The following is a 24,996-nucleotide window of genomic DNA, read 5'->3' on the forward strand; positions in this document are numbered from 1 at the left end:
AATTTCGAGTGCCTCAAAACATAACTTGCTGTTAATCTTTCGATTACTAAATCTACCAATTTTACAAAGTAAAATCCACAGTGATTTCATATTAAGAAATCACTTACTATTTGACACTAAAGTGCCAAGTGCAACCTTAAAATTCCATTTAAAATTTTCAAACTGTATATATACTTTCTTTGCTGTAAGATAGTAAGGTAAGTTTTATAATTGTCTTTGAAATAGCGTCTTAAAGCTGTTTTAAAATGCTCTTGGTGTAAAAACGTATTAGTATAATATTTCCAATAAGCTAAAGCTTACAACTATCCATAATGTAAAATGTAAACCTTTAAAAAAGTACAATATGGGAACAGTAAACCAACCATCAAAAAAAGACAGTCAAAATGAGTTACTCGATGAAGACTATTTAATGAATATCATGAGTGGTGATATAGAAGTTAAGTCTGTAGAACAAGCTAAGCCTATCGTAGAAGAAAAAGAAGAACCTCTAATCCATGAAGAAGTACCAAAAGTCAAAGAGAAGAAGCCAAAGAAAGAAATAGCAACTACTAAATACCAAGAGCTTTTTCTAATTAATGAATTTCCTTCATCAAGAGCAGGAAAGGTTGTTTATATCCGACCTGAGTATCACGAAGTATTACTTCGTATAACTCAACTGGCTAAAGAAGAAAAAACTACGCTTTACTCTTATTTAGACAATATCTTAAAACAGCATCTACAGCAGTATAACTCTGAGATTACCCAATATTTTAATGACAAATTCAAACCTATTTTATAATGGAAAAACTTAATCAATTAAGAGAATCAGCTCAAGTACAAAAGACTAAGAGTATAGAGAATTATGTAGATACTTTTTTAAAAGAAGTATCTACTAAAGCAAAAGATGGCAAAACGGTCTATATTCGCCCAGAGTTCCATAAGAAGTTAAACCGTATAGTTCAAGTAATAGGCGAAAATAAGGTGTCTGTCTATACTTATCTAAATAATCTATTAGAGCATCACTTCAACGAATTCGAACAAGAGATAACCACAAGCTTTAATGAAAAGAATAAACCTATTTTTTAAGCATTTCAATAAAACAATAAAGAAGTAAAACTGTAAAAGCACCTTTACAGTTTTACTTCTTAAAAAAAACAAAGGCACCTTATAAGATGCCTTCATCTGCAAAAGAGTAGTAACTCTCCGCTGTTATAATTAAATGATCTAAAAGCGTAATATCAAGTATCTTACTTGCTTCTTTAATCTTTCTCGTAATTTGTCTATCTGCATTACTTGGAGCTAATTTCCCTGAAGGATGATTATGAACTATAATGAACGCTGTAGCATTCGCTTTTAATAGAGCTGAGAAGATGATTCGTAAATCTACTATTGTTCCTGTTATTCCTCCTGTGGAAGCTTCTAATACTCCAAGTACTTTATTGTTGTTTGAAAGCATAAGTACTTTAAACTGTTCTAATAATTCAATCTTATTACTATCCCAAGCCTTTAATGCAACTTGATATGCACTATAAGAAGATGTAATCTGAGGTCTTTGTGAAGCCTTTACTTTTGATTTGTAAATCAATTCTACTTCTGATGCGATAAGCCATTCTGTGTTTAAAACTGTAGTTTCCATAATATTAAATTTTTAAATTAATTATGGAGCCACAATTGGTAATGGTTTAGCGAGCGCAAGAAGCAACGCAATAAAGCGAAGACTTTAGTCAAGCATTTATGGGGGAATTTCTTGCTAGCGAACCGCTAGGCATTGCCTAACTTTGTGCAATTTTTTAATAAAAATATCCCCCATTTACTTTATGCATCTATAAAATCAAAGAACTGCTTTAATGAATCAATAGTAGAGTTATCTAAAATTAAATTATTGTCTTTCTGCTGGATATTCTTCTGAGTATAAGTAAGCAAAAAGGAATCTAGTTGATTAATTAACACATTTAATTTAGGTGCATTATCATTGTCTGCATACAAAGCTAAACTGAGTAAAGTATTTAGATTTGAAGTATGAGGTAAATAGGTTGTGTGAACGAGTATGTACACCTGTAGTTTTATATATAGACACCTATGTAGTTTATTAGTCGAGATAAAACTTTGCTTTTTAGCATGAAGAATCTTTTTCTTAATAAACTTATTAATCTTTGAAAGTGGATATTTGAGTCTAAATATACTCTCTCCATAATCGCAATCATAGTTGTCCATCCAATGAATGGAAGGATAATACCCGTTTGAGTAGATTATGTTTTCCTCTTTGACTACATCTTCAAAAAAATGTATGTTTTCAAAACTGTACTCTTGAATAAAGAGTCTTGTATGCGAAATAATTGTAAATTTAAGATCGTCATTTTTACAACTAAAAGTATCAATAACCTTTTGTATTTCCTCAGCATCTTCTTTGGTAGTTAGTACTAAAAGGTAGAAATGTGTAATTGCCCTTTCATTTTCAAAAGTTACGGTTTCATGAAATTTATAGATTTCCTCCACTCCTTTAGTGTTAGTCAGAGGTAATAGCTGGTCTATATATTTGAATGTCTTTTTCTTTTTTACTTTTATCTTAGGCTTTATTTTATAAGGTCTTGAGTCAAACTCAAACTTATCAAGCAGTTGAATAACCATTGTGTGTAACTTCGCTTGAACTTTCTCGAGTGCCAATGCCCAATCATCAAATCGCGCTGATTCAGGATCTCTATCGATTGCTTCTATTATATAGAATAAGTTCTCTTTGTCTTTCACAAATAGTGTTTTTATCTGAGGGAAGACTCTTTCGAGTAATAACAATCTCTCTGTAAGATTATAGTGTACATTAATAGTTCCGAAGAGCATTGTTTCAATGACACCTAAATCATGTTCAAAGAATTTTAAATAGAAATAAGTAACACCAAACTCTTCATCTTTATTCATACTATTGCTATAAGATGATAAAAGATTATAGGTTTCTATGTATTTTTTCTTAAAGCTTTCTACATCAGATGAATAACAATAACTGCTTGGCAATTCTATATTATCATCTTTGTAGAGTAAAAGAGTATCACCTAAACATAATTTGATAAATGCTCTTCCTGCTTTATCTTGTAATTCAAAATCTTTGTCATCTAATAGAACAATATGAAAATTACTGTCTTCTAAGAGTTCTTTAGTATACTCTTTACTAAATACCTTAGTGGCTTTTTCTTTGTCTTTTACGCGAAGCCAGAATACTTCAAGGTTATAGGATGAAGTATAAACACCACCATACCAAATAGTAGTAACATGTTTATCTATTACACTGTTTATTAGCTTCTTTTCGAGGTTCTCAGGGAACTTCTGTTCTTGTAATAATTGAAATTTAGTTTCCATAATTTTAAATATTTAACGGTTATTAGTTGGTATATAATTCTTTGATTTGATTGTAGAAGTGATTACAAATGTGTAGCGTATTTAGATACTGCTCTTGTGTAGGAGTATTAACAGAGGTAGATCGTCTTGGGAAGTAAGGCAGTTTTGTATTTAGAAAATAGAAAAGAGCTTCTGATTGTTCTGTACTCATTAAATGATTACTATAGTCTCTATCTGCCCATTGCACAAGTTTCCACAAGTAACGAGGACTAGCAAAATGTGGGACATAGTTTAGCTTCTTATATAAGAATGAAAGGCATAATTGCTTGAAAATACTTCCTAGCTGTACAACGTGTCCGATTTGATAAGTAGAACAACTGAACAAATCCATTTGTAACCATTGACTCTCTAAGTTATCTTGACATAGTTTCCAAAAGTCCTTTTGCCAAATAGAACTATCAGTATCTTCGGGTAGTTCAAAAACAGGAAGAATAAACTTAGAATGCTTCTTTTTAGTTCTACTGTATACGACATTATCATCTGTGATGTGCTTATAGATAAAAGGCAAGAACTTTATGCCATGACGTTCTGTCCAAGTGGTTTTATGTAATAGGCAAGTGATTTCAACTCGTTGATTAAAGTGATTTCTGATTAAGGTTGACATATGCTGTTCCATTTGAATCTTGATATCAGTACCGACTATAAACAAGAGGAATTCTATAGAGTCATTAGAAATTTTACTTTCAATCAAATAGATTAAGTCAATACGATAGCTTTGAAGAAGTCTTTTAACCACAGCATTTAACATAAACTGTTCATATTCGACTTTAGAGAAAATTTGCTTTCCCTTTAAATCACTTAGCAGATACTCAATTCTTGGAGTAAAAAAGTTATTGACTCCTTTCTCGAATTGTTCACATATAACAGTACATAGACTTTCAACTTTAGCAAGATCATTTTCTTCAATTGTCCTCTCGCTATTGCTATCAATATTTAATAGATTGCACAGATACACTTTATCAATTTCATTATTAATAAAGATTAGACTTAGTTCTGGGTAATTATTTTCTATTGATTCCAATAACTCTACATCTGAATTAAAGATTAAAGCACTTTTGGGAAACAGCATGCTTTGAACGCTGTGAAGGTAAAGGCGTATAATATGCACATACATAATCAATACAGCTTGAAATTGCTTCTGTTTAACAAGAGAATCAATAAAGCGACTTTTGTAATCATCGTGTTTTTGCTTTATCTCCAATACCCAATTATCAAGTTGTATAAGTTGTCTTCTACTAGAGAAAGTATAAAAGTTCTGCAATAAGCTTCCCCAACTACTTTCTTTGCGAGAATAGATTATAAACTGTGGGTTTAGATAGAGAGATAAATAAGTAAAGTGAAAATCACTTTCAAAAGGGAATACAATGTGTTTACAAAACGTTACAACTACATCAAACTGTTCAAACACTTCTTTAGCCCACGAAGATTCTTGTAGCTCTTGTTTTTTAGCATCTGGTATATCCTTATTTAGAACAACCGTTATTTGCTTGATTGCTGAGAAATGCGGTCTTGTTGCAAAAATTAATTCAACATTCCCATTGTTTATTTCATAGAGTAGTTTCTCTTGAACGACAAGAGGAATACCTTGTAATTCGTTGATTTCTAATTTAGTTTTCATAAGCTTACAGTGTTTAAGGTTAACAACTGCAAGTTCTTACCTTGATTTACTGTAATCTATTCGGTTATAGGGTATTATATTCGATTGTGTTTTTATTAGGAATCTCAGGATTTATCATTATTCAATTACATTACCTATTTTTTTAAATGGATAATTTACCTGTTTATAGGAATAGTTTACTGATTTACAGTAAGGTAGTTTTAGAAGAACTTAAAAATCATGAATTATGAAAGCGTACGATTTTACTTTAGAATCTCATTTATGGACAAAAGAAGATATAGAGTGTCCTTATGAACTATTAGACTGGTTAACTGATCTTGCTCATATAGATTATTTTCAAGAACAGATTCGCAATTATTGTTGGTATTTACTTAGTGATAAAATGTATGATAAGGCAAAGGTGTCGGAAGTTATTTTCGATTTAACCGTTTTACAATCCTTGTTTAAAGCAAGCTACCGAATCTTTTTGAACCCTAATGTGTTTATAGAGAAAGAACTTACTGTTTCTACAATATCTGAAGAAGAGCTACAAGAAATGAAATACATAAGTGAACAAGAGTTTAAGGATCCTTACTTAGTCTTTAAAAGTGTTTTTGAGCAGTTCACATTAGATAGCATAACGAACTCTTTTTTCAATTTGGTTTTAGCAACAATGGCTAATAATGCATCTAACAAAGAGTATGATAGTGAGGTATCAATGCTCGTTTTTCACAGATTATTAGAAGCTTGCTTGTTAATACAAATACGAGATACAGCCAGTTATAGATAAATATCTATCTAAAAAGAGAAAAGGTAGAATACCATCCATAGTAATTCTACCTTTTTTTATTGTTTATATCCAATGATAAGATTCGTCTTTTCTGTTTTGATAACAAAGCATATCTTCTTTTCGAAGGTCTGGAAAAAATCTAATAGCTCTTTCAATAGCGTAATTAGGTAAAAACTTAATCTCCTTGCATATTGTAAGAAGTACCTTTTCTCTGCCATATAGTCGAACGATTTCATCTATTTCACTTTGATCTCCACGTTCAATTACTCGTGCTATAATTGGAATATATGCTTTTTGATAATCAAGCTTATTAATATCAGTATCCCAAAATAATTGAGTTTTTAAAGATGAAATATCAGTTAGTTTCTGTTCTTTTTTTATACGTTAAATATACTGATTTTAAAGGTAATAAAAGACAAAAACCTAAACATAAGGTTAAGCTTTTATAGTATAATTAAGTTTTATCTACTTACTTTGAATCAACTTTTCTAAACGATTCATCATTTCATCTTTCTCTTTAAGCATACGCTCATACAAGGCAATCTTTTCATTGTGTAGCTGTACAATTGCATCAAGAGGATTATTATTGTTAACGATAACTCCAACAGCATTATCATTAAATGTGCTAGAAATAATATTAATCGCCTGCTCTTCATCAAAATTCTCAATTGCTTCAACAGGTATCTTAAGTACCTTAGAAATCTGTTGTAACAGCGAATTATCAATTACCTCTTTCTGTTCTAAAACAGATATCTTTTTTTGATTCCAATCATCTCCTAAATCAAAAGCAAGAACCTCTTGCTTGATTCCAAGCATTTCTCTAAAACGCTTTATGTTTCTTCCTTGATGTATTTTATGTTCCATAATTGATTAGCAGAATTAAGAAGGCTCAAAAGAAAGCCAAAGATTAAAAAAGATTGAAAGGTAAAGTTATAAAATATCCTGTAAGAATAGAAATTTAATTCGCATCGTTGAAATAATGATACAGTATAACACCAAGTACAACCAATGATTGCCAAATAATCTTACTGAGATAATACACTGGCTATTTTTCAGTAAAAGACAATATTATGACAATGAAACTTGAAATTCCAAAAATTCCAATAGAAGAGGGGAGGAATTACTTTAAGAAAGAGGGAATAGATTTAACAGAAGAAGAAACCGCTATTGTATTGGAGTTTATGTACACATTAACACGCTTTGTGTTTAAGGAATACTTTGATATAGAGTAAGTTATTTGTATATTTATACGCTTCCAACCAAAACAATTGTGTTAAATTAAATAATTAACCTATGAAAATAGCAGATTTGTATATCCGTGTTTCAACGGATGAACAAGCTGATAAAGGTTATTCTCAAAGAGATCAAGAAGAGCGACTTCGACGCTTTTGCCAATCAAACGATATTCAAGTAGGCAAGGTTATCTTAGAGGATCATTCAGCTAAAAGTTTTAATCGTCCCTCTTGGATTGCATTAATGAAAGAATTGCGTAAGCGAAGCAATAAAACGAACTTGTTGTTATTTACCAAGTGGGATCGGTTTAGTCGTAACGCTGGTGATGCGTATCAAATGCTAAGTGAACTAACCAAATTAGGTATCGAATTACAAGCTATAGAACAACCCTTAGATTTATCAATTCCCGAAAATAAAATAATGCTTGCGATTTATTTAGCGGCTCCAGAGGTAGAGAATGACCGTAGAGCACTTAATGTATATCACGGTATGAGAAGAGCTAAGAGAGAAGGAAGATTGATGGGTAAAGCTCCCTTTGGATATATAAACAGGAGTAAAGAAGATGGAACAAAGTATATTGCTGTAAAGGAATTAGAAGCTAAAGCGTTAGTCTGGGCTTTTGAAGAAATCGCCAAGGGATTATTAGCCGCTAATCAGATACGCTTAGAGATGAATAAGTTTAGCCCTCGTAGTCTTAGTAAGAGTGCTTTTCACGTAGCGATTCGCAATCCTTTATATTGTGGTAAGATATTTATACCTAAGCACAAAGACGAAGAAGCTCACTTTGTCGATGGACTACACGAAGCACTAATTACAACAGAATTGTTTGATAAAGTTCAAGAGGTGTTAGATGGGAAAGTAAGAAAGGAACTACCAAACACAAAAGTACTATCAGATGAGAATTTGCCACTAAGAGGATTTTTAGTTTGCCCTAAGTGTAGTAGAAACTTAACAGGTAGTTTGTCAAAGGGTAGAAATAACAGTTATTATTACTATCACTGTATAGGCTCATGTGGGTTTAGACATAGTGCAAGCAAGGCAAACTTATTATTTGAAGAGGGATTATATCAATTACAATTAAACGAAGCATTTTTAACCCGTTTAAAGAAACATTTGTTAGATACCTATAACAAGATATTAAAGAATCCAATTGATCAAAAGAAAACACTGCTAAATGAGATAGAAAGACTAAACGTTCAACTTAGTATGGCAAGGACAAAATTATTAAGTGGAACACTTGACGATGAGGATTACCTTGAAATCAAAAAATCGAATAAAGCAGAACTTGAAGTGTTAGAAACACAATTAATGAAAGAGAATAGCAAGGTAAAGATTGACATTAATAAAATATTGAACAAAGCAATAGAAGTAGTTGCAAACATAGGCACACTCTACGCTCAGGCAGATATATCAATGAAAAGGAGAATAATAGGTTCAATCTTTCCTGAGAAAGTAGTTTTTGATGGGGAAATTTATCGAACCGATAGAATTAATGTTTTAGTAAGGTCTATCCTGTTGATAAATAATGAAATAGCTGAAAATGAAAACGGGAGAAATGAACAAAAAATTCAATTCTCCCGTTTAGTACTCGAGGCGGGACTTGAACCCGCACGGGCATTACTACCCACTGGATTTTAAGTCCAGCGTGTCTACCACTTCCACCACTCGAGCGTCTTCTGTAGACTGCAATACTACTTCTGTATTGCGAGTGCAAATGTAGAATATTATTTTTTACTATACAACTAATAAAAGATGTTTTTATAAATAAAAAAGATTAAAATATTCTTATTTGTTGATTAATAGATGGTTATTAAGTGTTCTTTTTGAAAATAATTTAATAAACAGAAATTGAATTCTAATCATGATTACTGATGTATTGGAATTAGTAAGGCGAAAGAGTGTTCGCTCTATGAAATCAATACTATTGTAGTATTGCGTTTTCTATCGGATGTCGATATTGAGATCAGGGTATATAAAATAAAAAATCCCAAGCGTTAGCTTGGGATTCTCTGTACTCGAGGCGGGACTTGAACCCGCACGGGCATTACTACCCACTGGATTTTAAGTCCAGCGTGTCTACCACTTCCACCACTCGAGCGTCTTCTGTAGACTGCGATACTATTTCTGTATTGCGAGTGCAAAAATAGAGTATTGTTTTTTAGTGTGCAAGAAAAATAGAGTGTTTTTTACTGAAAATTATTCTACTTTGTTTTTCCATTCTTCTAACTCATTTACTGTAAGTTTAATGAGTTTTTAATATATGTATTTTGCTAATGCCTTTTCGCAACTTGAATGACTAGTTTGATTTGAAATGATGTCTACAATTTTTTCTTTTTCATTAAAAATATTACTTGGGCTATATTTCACATAAGCAGAGTAACAACTTTTAGATTGATGCTAGTAGAAGGGAGGTTATAAGATGATCTAGGGATCAACGTTAAAAGTTGGGGAGGAAAGTGTAAAATAATATCTTTGTGCTATGATGGATAGCCAAGAAATACTAAAACTAATCTTACCTACTTACTTAGTAGAACACTTCAATATTACTAAAGTAGAAGAATTAGAGACCAAACTACATATCTACTTTGAAGAGAAGAATGATTACGGAAATCAATGTGCTGAAAGACAGCTTATTTCTAAAGGTTTCCATAGTATGATTACTATTGAAGACTTCCCGTTACGAGGTAAATCAGTTAAACTACACGTACAACGTCGTCGTTGGACAGATAAACAAACAGGAGAAATTATATCACGTGATTGGAATATCATCGCAGAAGGAACACGAATGACTACAGAGTTCTCGGAGTTCTTAAAAAAAATTGGCCGATACTAAAGTACTTAGCTGTAAGGCTATTGGTGAATTATTTGGAGTTAAAGGTGAAAAGTTTCAACGCCAATACAAACATAAAACTAGTGGTTTCAAACAATGGGATCAACAAGAACATGCACAAGACTGGCTACTCTACCCAGAAAATATAACTGAACAACTCTCCATAGATGAAGTATGTTTATCTATGGGAGAATTGTACACTATACTGACTTCTAAAGCAGGTAAAGGTCAGAAAAAGACCATTGTAGCGATAGTTAAAGGAACAAAATCAGATACTGTAATAAAGCATCTATCTAAACTACCTAAAAAACTTAGAGATAAAGTTACCGAGATTACTTTAGATATGGCAGGGGCTATGAAACAGATAGCTAAGAAGTGCTTCCCTAAAGCTGTGCAAGTAATTGATCGTTTTCATGTACAAAAGCTTGTAAGTGAAGCTGTACAAGATATTAGAATAAAATATAGATGGGCTGAGCTTGACGCTGAGAACACTGCTGTTTTAAAGGCTAAGGAAGAAGGCATTATATATAATCCTGAAATACTTAGTAATGGAGATACTAAGAAGCAACTTTTAGTTCGCTCACGTTCTCTACTTTATAAAAACCAAATTAATTGGACATCTGACCAACAAGAAAGAGCTAAGATACTATTTGAATTATACCCAGAGATTAAACAAGCCTATCTACTTGCTAATAACCTTAGACAGATATATAATCTACAAATAGATAAAGAAATAGCTATGACTAAGCTAGCTCATTGGTTTAATGATATTGAAAAAGCTTCACTCAAACACTTTAGTACTGTTTTAAAGACGTTTAATGTACACTATAACGAAATCATCAATTACTTTATTAATAGAAGTACAAATGCTTCTGCGGAATCATTTAATGCCAAAATTAAATACTTCCGTATGATGTATAGAGGTGTTAGAGATAAGAAGTTTTTCCTTTTTAGATTAACTAGACTTTTTGCCTAGTCCCCAACTTTTGTCACTGATCCTGATCTAGTTGATAAATATAACTTTAATAACAAAAAAAATCCCAAGCGTTAGCTTGGGATTCTTTGTACTCGAGGCGGGACTTGAACCCGCACGGGCATTACTACCCACTGGATTTTAAGTCCAGCGTGTCTACCACTTCCACCACTCGAGCTCAATTGGCATTGACTGCACACGTTTTTTCGTGATTGCGATGGCAAATATAGAATGTTTTTCCATTAAATAAAAAGACTTTTTTAGTTTTTTTAAAACTATTCTATGGAGTCTTGTAAATCAGTTTTTTATAATAACTAGATTATACTTACTCTGCGTCAAATATATCGTCTGAAGGAAAACTTCCAAAGATATCTAGAGATAAATCTAGTATTTCAGCGTTAGCAAAGTTTGACTTAATCTCCTCCATTGCCTTTTCGAATCTTAGTTCGGTATTAAATCTTCTACTGTTGGCATAGATCTTTTTGTCTATTGCGAGTCTGAAGTAAGACTTACCTGATGGGGTTTTAAACTTAATGAAGTTTAGAGAATCATAGTTGGTTCTAAGGAACGATATAGTAGAATGAATAGCTTCTACACTAGGATACTCTACACTTGTCATTAATGTTTTACCTCTTCTGTGTTCAAAAGTGTACTTATACTTTCCGTTATCTTTTAAACTAATTACGAATGCACTCATATCAATTAAGAAACAAAATTAAAGAAATTTACTTTTTGTAGAAATATCTAAGGGGATGACATTTCTAAAGGGGCAAAAAAAAATCCCAAGCGTTAACTTGGGATTATGTACTCGAGGCGGGACTTGAACCCGCACGAACATTACTGCTCACTGGATTTTAAGTCCAGCGTGTCTACCACTTCCACCACTCGAGCGTGATATAGAGCGAAAAACGGGGTTCGAACCCGCGACCTCAACCTTGGCAAGGTTGCGCTCTACCAACTGAGCTATTTTCGCATAATGTTTTTTTAAGAACTTCGCTTTACTTCTGTATTGCGAGTGCAAATATAGAACGTTTTTTTGTTTATCCAAATAAAAAGCAGCTAAAAAACAAAGATATTTTTTAACTCATTGATTTACAAAGCCTGTGTTCATGCCTTTTTACAAAGGTTTTTACCAAAAAAGAGAAAGGAAGCTCATTCGAGCTTCCTTCTTCATATTATTTTAGTTTTTTCTTTAATTCATTTATCTTCATAATCGCTTCTATTGGCGTGATATTATTGACATCTATAGCAAGGATATCTTCTTTTAATTCTTCTAATAGAGGATCATCTAGATTAAAGAAACTTAGTTGTAGATCATTTTCTACTGCTTTCAGTGGTTGTTGATCTTTAGCATGTCCTTTTTCTAGTTGTTTTAGCATCTTTTCAGCGCGTTTTAGAACTGTAGTAGGCATACCTGCCATCTTCGCCACATGAATACCAAAACTGTGTGCACTACCACCAGGAACTAGTTTTCTCAAGAATAGCACATTGTCTTTAAGTTCTTTGACAGAGACGTTATAGTTCTTTATTCCGTCGAAGTTCTGAGACATATCATTGAGCTCGTGATAGTGAGTAGCGAATAGGGTCTTAGGCTTGCCAGGATGCTGGTGTAGGTACTCTGCGATAGCCCAGGCTATAGAGATACCATCGTAGGTACTAGTACCTCTTCCGATTTCGTCTAATAGAACTAAGCTTCTATCAGAGATATTATTTAAGATAGAGGCTGTCTCGTTCATCTCCACCATGAAAGTTGATTCTCCCATCGAGATATTATCTGATGCCCCCACACGTGTGAATATCTTATCTACTGGCCCCATGCGTACTTCTCTAGCTGGAACGAAACTTCCCATCTGAGCTAACAACACGATAAGTGCTGTCTGTCTAAGGATAGCAGACTTACCAGACATATTAGGTCCAGTGATCATGATGATTTGTTGTTCCTTATTGTTTAGATAGACATCATTCGTGATATAAGGTGTGTCATACGCTAGTTGTTTCTCGATCACAGGGTGACGACCATCTTTTATATCTAGTTCATAAGAGTCATCTATCAGTGGTCTTACATAGTTATTCTCAAGAGCCTGTTGAGCGAAAGAGCTCAGACAGTCTAGCTGTGCGATAAGATTAGCATTTAGCTGTACAGGTTTGATATATTGGGCGCACCAAGCTACGAACTGTTCGAACAATTCGTTCTCTAGCTTATAGATTTTCTCTTCTGCACCTAGTATTTTAGTTTCGTATTCTTTTAACTCCTCCGTGATATAACGTTCTGCATTCACTAGCGTCTGCTTTCTAATCCACTCTGCAGGTACTTTGTTTTTATGCGTATTACGAACCTCTATATAGTACCCGAATACGTTGTTAAACGATATTTTAAGCGATGGAATACCTGTCTTCTCACTCTCTCTGATCTCCATAGCCTCTAGCAGTTCCTTACCAGAAGTAGAGATCTTGCGCAGTTCGTCTAACTCTGGGTGTACACCCTCTGCTATTGCATTTCCTTTTGCTATCGCTACAGGAGCATCTTCATTGATGGTACCTCTGATCTTTTCTCTAAGTAGCTCACACCCATGTAGTGTATTCCCCATTTGTTTTAGAGAATCATTACTACTTTTTTGGGCAGTCTCCTTGATCGGAATAATAGCATCTAGAGAATCGTTCAGATAGATTAGCTCTCTAGGAGATACCTTACCAGTAGCGATCTTAGAGATTAATCGTTCTAAGTCAGATATCTTCTTTATTTGGGTTTGGAAGAGTGTTAGGAGTTCACTGTTCTCTTTTAGTATCTCTACGATATTATGTCTATCCGTAATCTTCTTAGTATCCTTCAGTGGTAATGCTAGCCAACGCTTCAGTAGACGACCTCCCATAGGAGATAAGGTCTTATCTATCACATCTAATAACGTTATCGCATTCAGGTTAGCACTGTTGTATAGCTCTAAGTTTCTGATCGTAAAACGATCCATCCACACATACGCATCTTCAGCGATACGCTGTATATTAGAGATATGCTCTAGTCTAGTGTGCTGTGTCTCTGATAGGTAATATAGTATCGCTCCACAGGCTATCGTCCCTTCTACTAAATCTTCTACCCCAAAACCTTTTAGGGAATTAGTTTTAAAATGAGTAGTCAAAGACTCAAATGCAAAGTCAGTCTTGAATACCCAGTCATCTAGTAAGAATAGATTATAAGTAGTCCCGTAGTTCTGTAAGAAGTGTGTCTTATTACTCTTCTGTACTAGAATCTCACTAGGGGCAAAGTTCTGTAGTAGTTTATCTATATAATCTTGATCTCCTTCAGTGGTCAAAAACTCTCCTGTAGAAACATCTAAGAATGATATACCGATTGTCTTTTTAGCAAAGTGTATTGCACATAAGAAGTTGTTAGATTTAGAATGTAACACTTCATCGTTTAAGGCAACACCAGGTGTTACTAACTCAGTAACGCCTCTTTTGACAATAGTTTTAGTTGTTTTAGGGTCTTCTAGCTGGTCACAGATAGCTACTCTTAGTCCAGCTTTGACTAACTTAGGTAGGTAAACATTAATCGAGTGATGAGGAAAACCTGCTAATTCTGTTTCACTAGCTGTACCTGCACTTCGTTTGGTTAATGTAATGCCCAATATTTTAGATGCTCTGACAGCGTCTTCACCGAATGTCTCGTAAAAATCTCCTACGCGAAATAATAGACAAGCATCAGGATACTTGGCTTTTATATCGTTGTATTGTTTCATTAATGGAGTTTCCTTAGGTGCTTTCGCTTTAGCAGTCATAATGTAGTTTTGTGTTTCAAATTACAAATATAACAGATACATTTTACAAACGCTATTTGCTTAATGAACTTCTAAGAGAGCGGTATGCCATAATATCTTTTTAGCCTGCGTATGATCATAGAGGTAAGTACTGTTATCGTCAGACCGATCACACACCCTAAGGTCACTGCTAAGCATCTAAACAGGGGAGTAGCCTCTACTGAGCTAGCCGTATGTGGCTGTACAAGTATAATGATAAGGGCTACTAAGGCTACGCGAGCCATATTTAATATCTTGAATAGGTAGCAGGTCATGATTGTTAGGAACACACCTAATAAACCAATATAGAAATCAGGGTTAGGATGGATTTCTAAACAAACTAAACCGACAGCAGACCCCACTAGATTTGACTTAAATCGTTCTACAGATAGCTTTTTAGAATTCTGACCTTCTGGTGAGATAACTAGCATAATCGAGATTAAAGTCCACAGGATTTCATAGTTCGGATATTTTAAGAATAGCAGGTATCCGATATAAAACCCGATAAAGCATCTGGTTGTATAGATAATGACTGGGGATGTTATAATTCTAGTTATGAGAGTTCTTACCATAGATTTTTTATGAGTGTGCAAAGGTAGGAACTCTCATTTGATATTGCAATAATATCTTGTTTCTGTTTTTTATACAGATGAAAAGAATGTAATAGTGTTAAAAAATCGTCAAAAACAATGTGAAATAAAACTATTACAGATTTCAGTCTATATCAAGTTTAAAATTATGGAATACTAGCAAATGCAAAAAATATAATAGAGATAAAGGATAGAGCAATAGCTAATATTGGGAATTTTTGAACACTGATTTGTTTTGATTCTAATAACGTACAGATAATTGTAGGGAAGATAATAAGCCCTGTTAGACATAGTATCCATGCCAATTCGACCAAATGTATGTATTGAGGGCTCTGAGCAAAGTCAGCAATAAGGGACCCTTGATATATCACCACAAAGACAATATTGTTTAGTATGGTGAGCAGAGCCAGCTGATTGAGTAGTTTTTTAGTCATGGTGGTGTGGCTTTGTTGGTTTATAACAAAGTTAGCCATTGTATAGGAAGAAAGGGAGCACTACTTGATGCAATCTTTGTTTTAAAAGTGTAATATCGAGTGTGTTATATTTGAATACTATTGCTTTTTTATTGTGTGTAATAATATTGATTAAGGTATAATTAGTTAAAAATAAAACCTAGATGAGAGTAATCCATTTGATAAATAGTATTTTTGCTAAAATTTTTAAGTCATGCGTAAATTAGCCAATAGCGAATTGGATCGTAAAAATGTAGAAGAGTTTAAAGCTTCTGAGAAAACACCTATTATTGTAGTTTTAGATGATGTAAGAAGTTTACATAATATTGGGTCTGTATTCAGAACGTGCGATGCTTTTTTAGTTGAGAAAGTATATCTATGTGGTATCACCGCTACCCCTCCAAATAAAGAAATACACAAAACAGCTCTAGGAGCTACCGAAACTGTAGAGTGGGAATATGCTAAGGATGTAGTAGAAGTAGTGAAGTCATTAAAAGAGAGTGGTGTATCTGTACAGTCTGTAGAGCAAGTAGAGAATAGCGTGATGCTAAATGACTTTAAGGTGACAGAAGGAGCGAAATATGCATTAGTATTCGGTAATGAGGTAAAAGGAGTTAATCAAGAGGTGGTAAACTTAAGTGATGGAGTGATCGAGATTCCGCAGCTAGGTACGAAGCATTCTTTAAATATCTCTGTGAGTGCAGGGATTGTAATCTGGGACTTATTCCAACAGATGTAATATCTTATCAATATTTATATAGCGAAGAGCTACTTCTATACGAAGTAGCTTTTTTTTATGTCTATATAACAGAAATTATTGACCTATAATGCCCTCTAGTGGAGATAATGAGTGATCATGGAGTTATTGCCCTTGTATGGAGAATATGATTTATATTAATTGGTTGATATATAGTTGTTTATTTTGTTTTTAACTAGAATCGTTCGGGTAGTATTTGGGTAAAGCATTGGTTTTGCTCGGAAAAACACCTTTTTACCGAAGGATAGCAAAACTGTATCCGAACAACATTTGTATAAATATTGAATTTCATTGACTTAAGAATGATAATAAGCTAGAGAAAGCATGGTCATAAGTAGCCAAAATAACCAAATGAGGGCAGGGTAATATGTATAATTTAATGATATTATCACGTTATAGTAATGGACTAAATAATATCTTTGAGATAAATAAAAGAGAAATAATGAAGGTATTCGAAATAGGAAGTGGACAGACCATTGTAAAAGGGCCGAGTCATTATTATAGTTGTAATGATGGGGATAGTACTGTGATACTATATAGAGGGGAACATGATGACGAACCTCTGATTAGATTTAGTGTTATCTCTTTTACGAGAGCTGAGGGAGTGACACAGAAAGCCCTTCTTCAAGACTTTAAGGATAAAGCTCATCAGAGGAATACAGAGGCAGTGACGTATAAAGGAAAAAGTTATTTCTCTTATGATAATGAAGATCAGGAGGAGCTGTATATGCATATATTCGAGGTGATGTATGGTGATGATATTGTCATAGCATCATTGATTGTAAATAAGGAGGATAGAGGGAGTGATGAGGTAGCTGTCTATCTAGAAGAGATAGAGGAGATGATCAGAAGTATAGATAGTCTATCTTCTCTACAGTTTCCATTACTAGAACCTAAGTATGATGACCTAGTACATCTAGAGACAGCGTCGGCTAAAGTATTAGGTATAGAGTCAGAAGACCTTCAGGCTTATCACGAGAGTGGTGACGCTATAACGAAGTTACAGGAGATACTGAATCTAAGAGAGTATGCCGTGAATGATTATGAATATCATCAGGCACTAGGTATCTTGTTCGGAGCTTGTTTTCAGTATAGATACAGTGATTTTCATTGGATAGTGGTACATGATCAGTATGGCAGAGAGTTGGCGTTACAGTATCAAGATTACGCCTTGCAATGTTTTCCGATTACGATGATTACTAAGCGCATAGAAGATGAGGTAGAGATCAATGTTATAGCCTTAATGGAGGAAGTGGTACAGCATATAGAGACTGGTATAGAGCGTGATAAAGGGTACACCCGACTAGAGTATAATTATTAATAAGAATAGTCATCAAGAGATTGACTTTCTTTTGACTTATATATAACTGTAACAGTCGTAGTGTGATAGCTACTAATTAATGATAATACATTAAAACGATTAGGATGAACACCAAGATACTATTATTTGTGATGATGTTATCTTCTGTTGTATTTGGACAAGAAATAAAAGGATATAAGTTAGATCATTATTTAAACGAATTGTCTAAGAATAATACAGAAGCAGGCAGCCTCTCTATTTTTAAAAAAGGAGTAGAAGTCTATCATAAAAACTTTGGACAAGAGAATTTACCCGATACCTCGTCTGATGAGAATAAGATGTATCAGATAGGATCGGTGACTAAGCTTTATACTGCTGTGATTATATTTAAGTTAATCGAAGAGGGCAAATTAGAGTTGACCACTAAGTTATCTGACTTCTATCCAGATATGCCCAATGCTGATCGTATCACGATTAAGAATCTGCTAGATCACAGTAGTGGACTAGGGAGCTATGTAGTCAAAAATGGAGAAGTGTGGGTGACAGAGAAAGTGACAGAACAGGAGATATTAAACTTGATTAAAGAACAAGGAGTGAAGTTCACTCCTGATACAGATCGAGCATATTCTAATTCGGCTTATTATCTATTGACTAAAATAATAGAAGAGGTGACTGATAAACCTTATCATTTATTAGTCAATCAGTATATCGTGAATCCATTGAGGTTAGAAAGTACATATTCTGCTAAATTGATGCCTATCTATGTACATAAACCATATCAATTCAAACACGGACAATGGGCAGAAATGATAGACATCAACCCGATGAATATTATAGGGGTGGGAGATTTGACCACGACGACTAAAGAGTTGAATATCTTTATTTATAATTTATTTCATGGTAAAGTAATTACATCAGCCTCGTTAGAATCAATGTTGCCCCAAAAGATAGAAGGTAAATTTGGTAGAGGTATAATGCATTTAGTTTATGATAATGTAAGTTTTTACGGGCATGGTGGAGACACACTAGGGACGCATACGATGCTAGTATATAATCCCGATGATGAAGTATCTATCGCTTATAGCAGTAATGCTCAGCAGGTACCTGATCAGGTGTTTAAGGGGATAGTGAATATGCTGTACCCTAACGGCTATAAAATACTGAAAGAAGAAGACTAAAATAGACAAGCTAACGTAATGGTTAGCTTTTTTTATAAGATGATAATATAACTTTTGTGACTACAATAAAAAAGGTATATTTATCTAAGGATAATAAGTAAAGCGTATGCAATATATAGATTTAGGAGTAGAGAAGTTAGTATTGGTAATACCTGATGAGTATGATGTAGAGTTAGCAGATTATGGAGGATTTATCTTGACTAAAGACGGAGTGAGCTATCTACCTTATATCTCTGTGTATGATATAAGGACAGTAGGAGGAGAGGACTTTGACTTCGAGCAGGTGTTAGAAGACTTTACTACTGAAGCGAGTCATATAGAAGAGGAGGTAAAGGAAGTAGGAGATAAGTTCTATTATATGACAGAGCTAGAGCTAGAAGATCTACATATCTATGAGTATTCTGTATTGTATAACAATGTACGCTTTGAGCTACAGTTATTCATCAGTCAGTCAGATGTAAATTCTGAGTTAGCAAGAGACTATCTAGAAGAGGCAGTACAGATGATAGAATATGTAGGAATAGTCCTTAACGAAGATCATAGTAGTCAAGCCTTGACTCCTGAAGAGCTCGAGTTTATAGAGTCTAGTGTAAGTACGCTCTTAGGAGCCAATCAATATGAGTTAAAATCCGTATTTGATTCTGGTAAGGCGTTGGACATACTTCAGTGGTTATTCGATGAGCAGTGCTTTGATCTAAAGGATAAAGAATATCTAGGTAAGTTAGGATTGTTATTCGGGGCGTTACTTCGTTATTATTATATCGATTTTGAATGGGTAGGTGTAGAAGGTGACCTAGGTTATGAGTACGCCTTACAGTATAAGGATACAGAGGTCGTTATTTTTCCGATTAGCTTAGTAGTCTCTCGTCTAGAAGCAGGAGAACATATCCAAATCCCTCGATTATTAGATAAAATATTTCAATCTGTAGAAGATCAGTTCGAGGAAGAATAAATGTAGTTATATACGTTCTTAATTTAGGTTAAGTGTATGAGGGTGTATATGGTTATACATTTGTCTCATACAAAACGCTACTGATAAGACAGTGGTTATAACCTTAAAAAATAGAATTATTATGACAAATACAGTTTGGAATATCGACCCTACACATTCTGAAATAGGATTTAAAGTAAAACACATGATGTTTACGAATGTATCAGGTAAGTTTAATGACTTCACATCAACAATTAAGAATGTAGATGCAACATTCGAAACTTCAGAAATATCATTTACAGCTAAGGTAGCTTCTATAGATACAAATAATGCAGATAGAGATACTCACCTAAAAAGTGCAGATTTCTTCGAAACAGAACTTTATCAAGATATCGTGTTTACTTCTACTTCTATTCAGAAGAAAACAGATAACTACTATGTAGTGACTGGTATGCTAACGATAAAAGGAGAGACAAAAGAGGTGGCATTTAATGCGGAATATAGTGGAGTACTAGTAGACCCATGGGGAAATACTAAGATAGGACTGTCTTTAGAATCTAAGATTAACCGTAAAGAGTTTGGACTGACTTGGAATGCTGGTTTAGAAACAGGTGGAGTGTTAGTAGGTGAGGATATTAAGTTATTCGCTGAAGTACAGTTCGCTAAAGTTTAATGATGTCTTCATAGATGTAAATTTTTAATATACAAGTGCAAAAGCCTTCAAAAGAGATCTCTTTGAAGGCTTTTTTTGTATTTGAGAATTAAGTGATTTTATTATATTTGTTTCCTTAGTCACTATGTAGTGACTATATAAAATAACTGAACTTAATATACAGAAAATCATGAGTTGTAAAACGTCTCATACAGATTTATCAACAGGATATTGTCCTGATTGTGGAGAATCAATTAAGCTAAAGAGAATAGATAGTCACTATGTTTTGCATGAGATAAGCCACGTTTTACACGTTGAGAAGGGTATATTCTATACTATAAAAGAACTATTGCTAAAACCAGGTATTACAGTTCAGAAGTATATTACTGAGGATAGAAGTAAATTAGTAAAGCCTATTATATTCATTATTATAGCTTCTCTTATTTATTCCCTTATTGCTCATTATTTTCACATAGAGAGTTTTGTTTCTTACCATCATTCAGGAGGTGGAGGAGTGGCAGATAGTATATTTCTATGGGGAGACACTCATTCAGGGTATATGAATATAATTATAGGAGTGTTTATAGCGGTATGGGCTAAGGTGTTATTTAAAAAACACTCTTTTAATTTATTTGAGATATTAATTTTATTGTGCTTTGTGACAGGAATGTCTATGTTGATATTTTCTGTATTTGCTATAATACAAGGGATAGTAAAGGTTAATTTAATGGCTATTGCAGGAGTGGTAGGAGTGCTCTATTGTACTTGGGGAATAGGTCAGTTCTTTGAAGTGAAACGTATAAAGAGTTATTTGAAAGCTTTCTTTGCTTATGTTCTAGGGATGCTCACATTCTCAGTATTAGTGATTATAATAGGAGAGCTACTTGATTATGTCATACTCCAAAGTAAGTAAATAAAGAACGTCCCATGATATACTATCATGGGACGTTCTTTATAGTTAGAAACTGCTTAGCTTCATATACCCTAGTTCTATGTGATCATCTGTTAGAGGTTCTATAGAAGGAGTTATTTTGATAGCGTATTGCTGTTTTAAATTTTCATTTAAGATTTCGTCCATCTCATAGATATCATCTACATCTAGACCATACTTATTATCTACGTGACTATATCCTCTCGGAGGCAGGTTATACTCTTCATAGAAGGCTGTACTCTTTACATACTGGATAGCTTCTTTCTGACTATTAGCGACTACTAGACACGTCTGGTGAAACTCGTCAAAAATACCTGGTTTATAACCGCCTAGATTGATAAAGAATAACTTTAGATCATTAGGTAGGTATGCTTCTCTAGAGACTACTTCTATGTGATGACCTTGTACAGACGTTACTTCTCTCCATGCATCTACGTGTAGTTTAGGTCCTGCTTCTGGCCAAAAGTCAACTATCTGTGGGATGAGGTCTTTCATCTGTGTGCCTATACCGAAGTAGATATCATGCTGTTCTATATGACGTCCTGGAGGAGTGACTCCTAGCATGGTCATAAATAGTTTATTCGTCATGCTTCACTAGTTTATGTTGAATCTTATCTAAGATGTAGATATAATCTTCTTGATTAGCTACGAAGTCTAAGTCTGATATATCGATGATCAACACTTTGTCTGCAGGCATTGTCTTGATATAGTTAAAATAACCTTGGTTCACTTGATCTAAGTAAGTACCTGGGATTTCACTTTCGTAAGAACGACCACGTTTCTGTATATTCTCTAATAAGCGATCTGTGTTCTGATATAGGTAGACATATAGATCAGGCTTAGGAGTTTCTTTATACATAATCTCAAATATCTGCTGATACAGCTTGAACTCGTCTTCTTCTAAAGTGATTTGAGCAAAGATGATAGACTTGTAGATATAATAATCAGCAATGATAAACTCTTTAAAAAGGTCAAACTGTGCTAAATCATCAGATAACTGTGAGTATCTGTCTGCTAAGAATGACATCTCTAATGGAAATGCGTATCTCGTAGCATCTTTGTAAAACTTAGGCAAGAAAGGGTTGTCCGCAAAACCTTCTAGGATATTCTTTGCATTAAAGTCCTCTGATATACGATTGGTTAAAGTTGTCTTACCAGCACCTATATTTCCTTCTATGGCGATAAAGTTTACATGAGTAAAGCCATATTGAAGAATTGGACTTTTTATCTCTCCTACTATCTTAAAAGATGTTTTATCTTTACAGCTATTCAGTAATTCTTTGAAACTTTGCTTTAGTATAGGGTGTGCCCATTCTAAGTTTAGATCTGCGCATGGCTGTAGTACGAACTGTCTGTCTTGCATCAAGGGGTGAGGTACAGATAGGTTATCAGTATTATACACTTCTTGGTTAAAAGAGATAATATCGATATCTATCAGTCTAGCACTATACCCCACTGTATGCTGTGGACGTATTCTACCTAGTACTTGTTCTATTTCGAGTACCTTTAGAATAACCGTTTCAGCTTTTAGCGTACTGTGTAATAATACAGCACAATTAAAGAAAGGATCGCTCTCAAAACCCCAAGCAGGAAATTCGTAAATAGGTGATATTTTTATGACTGTACCAATATGCTTGTTAATCAGTTCGATAGATTTCTCTATGTTAGATAATTTATCTCCTTGATTAGAACCTATTGATAATACTATTTGATTTTGCGTAAACATGGGGCAAAGTAAATAAAAGAAAATTGAATAATCGTTACTTTTGTATCAGTTAATAATGCAAATTTACGGGTATAATCTGTAACTTTTTTTATAATTTGAATACTAATAAGATAAATTGTTTTTAATATGAGGTTTTTAAGAAATGTTTTAGCTACGATAGTAGGTCTGTTTATATTCTTCGGAATATTATTTTTTGGACTGATGATCATCGGTGTAGCTATGGGAAGTAGTTCTGATACTGTTACAGTAAAAGATAGTTCAGTTATTAATTTAGATTTATCTGGTGTGAAATATGATTATGCAGGTAAATATAATATGAAGGAATTCGGCTTTAGAGAAGCTGGAAAAGATGGTGTGTCTGACGTACTAGCAGCTATAGAGTATGCGAAGACAGATGATCGTATTAAAGGGATCTCTATTCTGAATAATAACTCTATGCTAGGAGTAGTACAGAAACGCGAGATTAGAAATAAACTAGAAGAGTTTAAAGCAACAGGTAAGTTCGTATTGGCGTATGCTAATGTGTATTCACAAGGAGAATATTATTTAAACTCTATTGCAGATACTATTTATATTAATCCAGTAGGTGGGTTAGACTTTAAGGGATTGTCTACAGAGATTCTTTACTTAAAAGGATTACAAGATAAAACGGGAGTACAAATGGAAGTAATGAGACACGGTAAATATAAAAGTGCTGTAGAACCATTCTTACAAGAAAACATGAGCGAGGCGAATAGAGAGCAGACAACAGTGTTCTTAAAGTCTATTTGGGAAACATTAGTTAACGATATCTCTAAGAGCAGAAAGATATCTGTAGATAGCTTAAACGGTATAGCAAATAATCTAGGAGCTAGAACACCTAAATTAGCTTTAAAAACGGGATTAGTGGATAAAGTAGCTTATGAGGACGAGTACCATGCAGCGATTAAACATGAATTAGGAGTAGAAGGAGATAAAGATTATAATAGCGTAGATATCTTAGATTACGTTAAAGATGTGATTGTGAAAAATAGTGCAAAAACAGCTAAAGATCGTATTGCAGTAATCTATGCACAAGGGGAGATTAGAGATGGTGAAGGTAGCGTAAGCTATATCGGTGAAGGATCTATCAACCGTGCTCTAAAAGCAGCAAGAAAGGATGATAAGATAAAAGCTATCGTACTTAGAGTAAATAGCCCTGGAGGTAGTGCTCTGACTTCTGAGTTAATCTGGAGAGAGATAGAGTTGACTAAAAAAGTGAAACCAGTGATTGTTTCTATGGGAGATGTAGCTGCATCTGGAGGGTATTATATCTCTAGTAATGCAGATAGAATCTTCGCAGATCCAGGTACGATTACAGGTTCTATAGGGGTATTCGGTATGGTTCCGAACTTTAAAGCATTAGCTACAAAGTATGGAGTAAATGCAGAGCAAGTGAAGACACATGATAATGCGGCTAACTATAGTCCGTTTAGAGATGTTGATCCAGGCTTTAGAATGATGGTGACAGAAGGCATAGAGGATGTATATACGACATTCGTTCAGAGAGTAGCTGATGGAAGAAAGATGACAGTAGAACAAGTAAACGAATTAGCGCAAGGTAGAGTGTGGACTGGAAAAGATGCACTAGAAAATAAATTAGTAGATGAACTAGGAGGATTAGATACAGCTATCGCTTATGCTGCTAAAAAGGTAGAGATAGACGATTATAAAGTAGTAAACTACCCAGAGTATAAAATGAAGTTCGAAGATATGCTTAGAGGGTATCTAGGTGCTTCTGTATTTAAATCAGAAGAAGAGCTAATCAAAGAAAAGATAGGTGAAGCTAACTATGAAATGATAGAGAGACTTAACTATTTCAACAATATGAGAGGTGTACAAGCAATATTGCCTTTTGAAGTAAAAATAGAGTAGTAATAA

The 24,996-nt window shown here is 33.9% G+C and carries 24 protein-coding genes, 5 tRNA genes and 2 pseudogenes; 14 read left to right on the forward strand and 17 right to left on the reverse strand.

Translation table 11 applies throughout. The features are described from left to right. Positions 1–343 precede the first annotated feature (343 nt). Both BK054_RS08320 and BK054_RS08325 read left to right on the forward strand, forming a co-directional pair. Positions 344–778, forward strand: coding sequence for a DUF3408 domain-containing protein (locus BK054_RS08320; RefSeq protein ID WP_083387844.1), 435 nt, complete (start codon positions 344–346; stop codon positions 776–778). Next, on the forward strand, positions 778–1,065 hold the full coding sequence (locus BK054_RS08325) for a DUF3408 domain-containing protein (protein ID WP_071307210.1): 288 nt from the start codon (positions 778–780) through the stop codon (positions 1,063–1,065). Before BK054_RS08320 ends, BK054_RS08325 begins: the two co-directional genes overlap by 1 nt. Before the next feature lie 79 nt (positions 1,066–1,144). On the opposite strand, the gene BK054_RS08330 is transcribed toward BK054_RS08325, so the two are convergent. The 3 genes from BK054_RS08330 to BK054_RS08340 form a co-directional block, all read right to left on the reverse strand. Continuing rightward, positions 1,145–1,615, reverse strand: a complete 471-nt coding sequence (locus BK054_RS08330) for a RadC family protein (protein ID WP_071307211.1) — start codon at positions 1,613–1,615, stop codon at positions 1,145–1,147. Positions 1,616–1,794: 179 nt separating this feature from the next. Then, positions 1,795–3,327: a hypothetical protein gene (locus BK054_RS08335; protein WP_071307212.1), complete on the reverse strand. Its 1,533-nt coding sequence runs from the start codon at positions 3,325–3,327 to the stop codon at positions 1,795–1,797. Positions 3,328–3,349: 22 nt separating this feature from the next. Further along, complete coding sequence (locus BK054_RS08340; RefSeq protein WP_071307213.1) at positions 3,350–4,984, reverse strand: hypothetical protein; 1,635 nt, start codon at positions 4,982–4,984, stop codon at positions 3,350–3,352. Between the two features lie 226 nt (positions 4,985–5,210). Between BK054_RS08340 and BK054_RS08345 the strand changes: the two genes are divergently transcribed. Continuing rightward, a complete protein-coding gene (locus tag BK054_RS08345) occupies positions 5,211–5,753 on the forward strand; it encodes a hypothetical protein (RefSeq protein WP_071307214.1) in 543 nt (180 codons plus the stop codon). Positions 5,754–5,809: 56 nt separating this feature from the next. Here BK054_RS08345 and BK054_RS18440 read toward each other — a convergent pair whose 3' ends face one another. The 3 genes and pseudogenes from BK054_RS18440 to BK054_RS08350 form a co-directional block, all read right to left on the reverse strand. Continuing rightward, a complete protein-coding gene (locus BK054_RS18440; RefSeq protein ID WP_198032309.1) occupies positions 5,810–5,989 on the reverse strand; it encodes a hypothetical protein in 180 nt (59 codons plus the stop codon). A gap of 25 nt (positions 5,990–6,014) precedes the next feature. After that, positions 6,015–6,134, reverse strand: a pseudogene (locus BK054_RS18835) (DUF6922 domain-containing protein); the annotation flags it as partial. A gap of 84 nt (positions 6,135–6,218) precedes the next feature. Continuing rightward, positions 6,219–6,617: a helix-turn-helix domain-containing protein gene (locus BK054_RS08350; protein ID WP_071307215.1), complete on the reverse strand. Its 399-nt coding sequence runs from the start codon at positions 6,615–6,617 to the stop codon at positions 6,219–6,221. A gap of 206 nt (positions 6,618–6,823) precedes the next feature. On the opposite strand from BK054_RS08350, the gene BK054_RS18290 reads away from it, so the two are divergent. Together BK054_RS18290 and BK054_RS18575 are read left to right on the forward strand one after the other, a co-directional pair. Further along, a complete protein-coding gene (locus BK054_RS18290) occupies positions 6,824–6,985 on the forward strand; it encodes a hypothetical protein (RefSeq protein ID WP_156860092.1) in 162 nt (53 codons plus the stop codon). Between the two features lie 61 nt (positions 6,986–7,046). Continuing rightward, positions 7,047–7,829, forward strand: a pseudogene (locus BK054_RS18575) (recombinase family protein); the annotation flags it as partial. Between the two features lie 742 nt (positions 7,830–8,571). On the opposite strand, the gene BK054_RS08355 reads toward BK054_RS18575, so the two are convergent. Together BK054_RS08355 and BK054_RS08360 are read right to left on the reverse strand one after the other, a co-directional pair. Continuing rightward, positions 8,572–8,657: transfer RNA gene (locus BK054_RS08355), tRNA-Leu, on the reverse strand. Between the two features lie 341 nt (positions 8,658–8,998). Beyond that, positions 8,999–9,084, reverse strand: a tRNA-Leu gene (locus BK054_RS08360). A 381-nt stretch (positions 9,085–9,465) separates the two neighbouring features. On the opposite strand from BK054_RS08360, the gene BK054_RS08365 reads away from it, so the two are divergent. Together BK054_RS08365 and BK054_RS08370 are read left to right on the forward strand one after the other, a co-directional pair. After that, complete coding sequence (locus BK054_RS08365) at positions 9,466–9,819, forward strand: hypothetical protein (RefSeq protein ID WP_006260368.1); 354 nt, start codon at positions 9,466–9,468, stop codon at positions 9,817–9,819. Next, positions 9,806–10,792 carry a transposase gene (locus tag BK054_RS08370; protein WP_006262830.1) on the forward strand — a complete coding sequence of 329 codons (987 nt, stop codon included), beginning with the start codon at positions 9,806–9,808 and terminating at the stop codon, positions 10,790–10,792. The genes BK054_RS08365 and BK054_RS08370 overlap by 14 nt, the downstream gene beginning before the upstream one ends. An 89-nt stretch (positions 10,793–10,881) precedes the next feature. Here the strand turns inward: BK054_RS08370 and BK054_RS08375 are convergent. The 7 genes from BK054_RS08375 to BK054_RS08405 all read right to left on the reverse strand — a co-directional run bounded on the left by BK054_RS08375 (position 10,882) and on the right by BK054_RS08405 (position 15,604). After that, positions 10,882–10,967 (reverse strand) — tRNA-Leu (locus BK054_RS08375). Between the two features lie 147 nt (positions 10,968–11,114). Then, the gene (locus BK054_RS08380; protein WP_058699290.1) at positions 11,115–11,486 is read right to left on the reverse strand and encodes a hypothetical protein; all 372 of its coding nucleotides are present in this window, start codon (positions 11,484–11,486) and stop codon (positions 11,115–11,117) included. 108 nt (positions 11,487–11,594) lie between these two features. After that, positions 11,595–11,680 (reverse strand) — tRNA-Leu (locus BK054_RS08385). Between the two features lie 9 nt (positions 11,681–11,689). Then, positions 11,690–11,762: transfer RNA gene (locus BK054_RS08390), tRNA-Gly, on the reverse strand. Positions 11,763–11,964: 202 nt separating this feature from the next. Further along, positions 11,965–14,562, reverse strand: coding sequence for a DNA mismatch repair protein MutS (gene mutS, locus BK054_RS08395; protein ID WP_058699291.1), 2,598 nt, complete (start codon positions 14,560–14,562; stop codon positions 11,965–11,967). A gap of 71 nt (positions 14,563–14,633) precedes the next feature. Then, the gene (locus BK054_RS08400; RefSeq protein WP_058699292.1) at positions 14,634–15,152 is read right to left on the reverse strand and encodes an FUSC family protein; all 519 of its coding nucleotides are present in this window, start codon (positions 15,150–15,152) and stop codon (positions 14,634–14,636) included. 164 nt (positions 15,153–15,316) lie between these two features. Beyond that, entirely contained in the window at positions 15,317–15,604 is a 288-nt protein-coding gene (locus BK054_RS08405; RefSeq protein WP_016650185.1) for a hypothetical protein, read from the reverse strand. A 232-nt stretch (positions 15,605–15,836) separates the two neighbouring features. Between BK054_RS08405 and BK054_RS08410 the strand changes: the two genes are divergently transcribed. From BK054_RS08410 to BK054_RS08435, 6 genes are all read left to right on the forward strand, one after another. Continuing rightward, a complete protein-coding gene (locus tag BK054_RS08410; RefSeq protein WP_006257295.1) occupies positions 15,837–16,361 on the forward strand; it encodes an RNA methyltransferase in 525 nt (174 codons plus the stop codon). Between the two features lie 397 nt (positions 16,362–16,758). Next, the gene (locus BK054_RS08415) at positions 16,759–17,700 is read left to right on the forward strand and encodes a DUF3806 domain-containing protein (RefSeq protein ID WP_058700023.1); all 942 of its coding nucleotides are present in this window, start codon (positions 16,759–16,761) and stop codon (positions 17,698–17,700) included. A 104-nt stretch (positions 17,701–17,804) separates the two neighbouring features. After that, a complete protein-coding gene (locus tag BK054_RS08420) occupies positions 17,805–18,857 on the forward strand; it encodes a serine hydrolase domain-containing protein (RefSeq protein ID WP_058699293.1) in 1,053 nt (350 codons plus the stop codon). Between the two features lie 106 nt (positions 18,858–18,963). Next, positions 18,964–19,809, forward strand: coding sequence for a DUF3806 domain-containing protein (locus tag BK054_RS08425; RefSeq protein WP_016650188.1), 846 nt, complete (start codon positions 18,964–18,966; stop codon positions 19,807–19,809). Positions 19,810–19,930: 121 nt separating this feature from the next. After that, complete coding sequence (locus BK054_RS08430; RefSeq protein WP_016650189.1) at positions 19,931–20,461, forward strand: YceI family protein; 531 nt, start codon at positions 19,931–19,933, stop codon at positions 20,459–20,461. A 169-nt stretch (positions 20,462–20,630) separates the two neighbouring features. Further along, complete coding sequence (locus BK054_RS08435) at positions 20,631–21,353, forward strand: DUF3667 domain-containing protein (protein ID WP_016650190.1); 723 nt, start codon at positions 20,631–20,633, stop codon at positions 21,351–21,353. A gap of 45 nt (positions 21,354–21,398) precedes the next feature. On the opposite strand, the gene BK054_RS08440 is transcribed toward BK054_RS08435, so the two are convergent. Both BK054_RS08440 and folK read right to left on the reverse strand, forming a co-directional pair. Continuing rightward, positions 21,399–21,959, reverse strand: coding sequence for a DUF1543 domain-containing protein (locus BK054_RS08440; RefSeq protein ID WP_006257289.1), 561 nt, complete (start codon positions 21,957–21,959; stop codon positions 21,399–21,401). Further along, positions 21,949–23,097 (reverse strand): 2-amino-4-hydroxy-6-hydroxymethyldihydropteridine diphosphokinase, encoded by a 1,149-nt coding sequence (folK, locus tag BK054_RS08445; protein WP_006257288.1) that lies wholly within the window; start codon positions 23,095–23,097, stop codon positions 21,949–21,951. The genes BK054_RS08440 and folK overlap by 11 nt, the downstream gene beginning before the upstream one ends. Positions 23,098–23,223: 126 nt before the next feature. On the opposite strand from folK, the gene sppA reads away from it, so the two are divergent. After that, a complete protein-coding gene (gene sppA / locus BK054_RS08450) occupies positions 23,224–24,990 on the forward strand; it encodes a signal peptide peptidase SppA (RefSeq protein WP_041888982.1) in 1,767 nt (588 codons plus the stop codon). The last annotated feature ends 6 nt before the right edge of the window (positions 24,991–24,996 follow it).

The sequence above is a fragment of the Myroides sp. ZB35 genome, assembly GCF_001865835.1.
GTDB lineage: Bacteria > Bacteroidota > Bacteroidia > Flavobacteriales > Flavobacteriaceae > Flavobacterium > Flavobacterium odoratimimum.

Coding starts and splice junctions, on each gene's coding strand:
- BK054_RS08320 (WP_083387844.1), top strand. CDS start 344: ATGGGAACAGTAAACCAACCATCAAAAAAAGACAGTCAAAATGAGTTA.
- BK054_RS08325 (WP_071307210.1), top strand. CDS start 778: ATGGAAAAACTTAATCAATTAAGAGAATCAGCTCAAGTACAAAAGACT.
- BK054_RS08330 (WP_071307211.1), bottom strand. CDS start 1,615: ATGGAAACTACAGTTTTAAACACAGAATGGCTTATCGCATCAGAAGTA.
- BK054_RS08335 (WP_071307212.1), bottom strand. CDS start 3,327: ATGGAAACTAAATTTCAATTATTACAAGAACAGAAGTTCCCTGAGAAC.
- BK054_RS08340 (WP_071307213.1), bottom strand. CDS start 4,984: ATGAAAACTAAATTAGAAATCAACGAATTACAAGGTATTCCTCTTGTC.
- BK054_RS08345 (WP_071307214.1), top strand. CDS start 5,211: ATGAAAGCGTACGATTTTACTTTAGAATCTCATTTATGGACAAAAGAA.
- BK054_RS18440 (WP_198032309.1), bottom strand. CDS start 5,989: ATGAAATCGTTCGACTATATGGCAGAGAAAAGGTACTTCTTACAATAT.
- BK054_RS08350 (WP_071307215.1), bottom strand. CDS start 6,617: ATGGAACATAAAATACATCAAGGAAGAAACATAAAGCGTTTTAGAGAA.
- BK054_RS18290 (WP_156860092.1), top strand. CDS start 6,824: ATGACAATGAAACTTGAAATTCCAAAAATTCCAATAGAAGAGGGGAGG.
- BK054_RS08365 (WP_006260368.1), top strand. CDS start 9,466: ATGATGGATAGCCAAGAAATACTAAAACTAATCTTACCTACTTACTTA.
- BK054_RS08380 (WP_058699290.1), bottom strand. CDS start 11,486: ATGAGTGCATTCGTAATTAGTTTAAAAGATAACGGAAAGTATAAGTAC.
- mutS (WP_058699291.1), bottom strand. CDS start 14,562: ATGACTGCTAAAGCGAAAGCACCTAAGGAAACTCCATTAATGAAACAA.
- BK054_RS08400 (WP_058699292.1), bottom strand. CDS start 15,152: ATGGTAAGAACTCTCATAACTAGAATTATAACATCCCCAGTCATTATC.
- BK054_RS08405 (WP_016650185.1), bottom strand. CDS start 15,604: ATGACTAAAAAACTACTCAATCAGCTGGCTCTGCTCACCATACTAAAC.
- BK054_RS08410 (WP_006257295.1), top strand. CDS start 15,837: ATGCGTAAATTAGCCAATAGCGAATTGGATCGTAAAAATGTAGAAGAG.
- BK054_RS08415 (WP_058700023.1), top strand. CDS start 16,759: ATGATATTATCACGTTATAGTAATGGACTAAATAATATCTTTGAGATA.
- BK054_RS08420 (WP_058699293.1), top strand. CDS start 17,805: ATGAACACCAAGATACTATTATTTGTGATGATGTTATCTTCTGTTGTA.
- BK054_RS08425 (WP_016650188.1), top strand. CDS start 18,964: ATGCAATATATAGATTTAGGAGTAGAGAAGTTAGTATTGGTAATACCT.
- BK054_RS08430 (WP_016650189.1), top strand. CDS start 19,931: ATGACAAATACAGTTTGGAATATCGACCCTACACATTCTGAAATAGGA.
- BK054_RS08435 (WP_016650190.1), top strand. CDS start 20,631: ATGAGTTGTAAAACGTCTCATACAGATTTATCAACAGGATATTGTCCT.
- BK054_RS08440 (WP_006257289.1), bottom strand. CDS start 21,959: ATGACGAATAAACTATTTATGACCATGCTAGGAGTCACTCCTCCAGGA.
- folK (WP_006257288.1), bottom strand. CDS start 23,097: ATGTTTACGCAAAATCAAATAGTATTATCAATAGGTTCTAATCAAGGA.
- sppA (WP_041888982.1), top strand. CDS start 23,224: ATGAGGTTTTTAAGAAATGTTTTAGCTACGATAGTAGGTCTGTTTATA.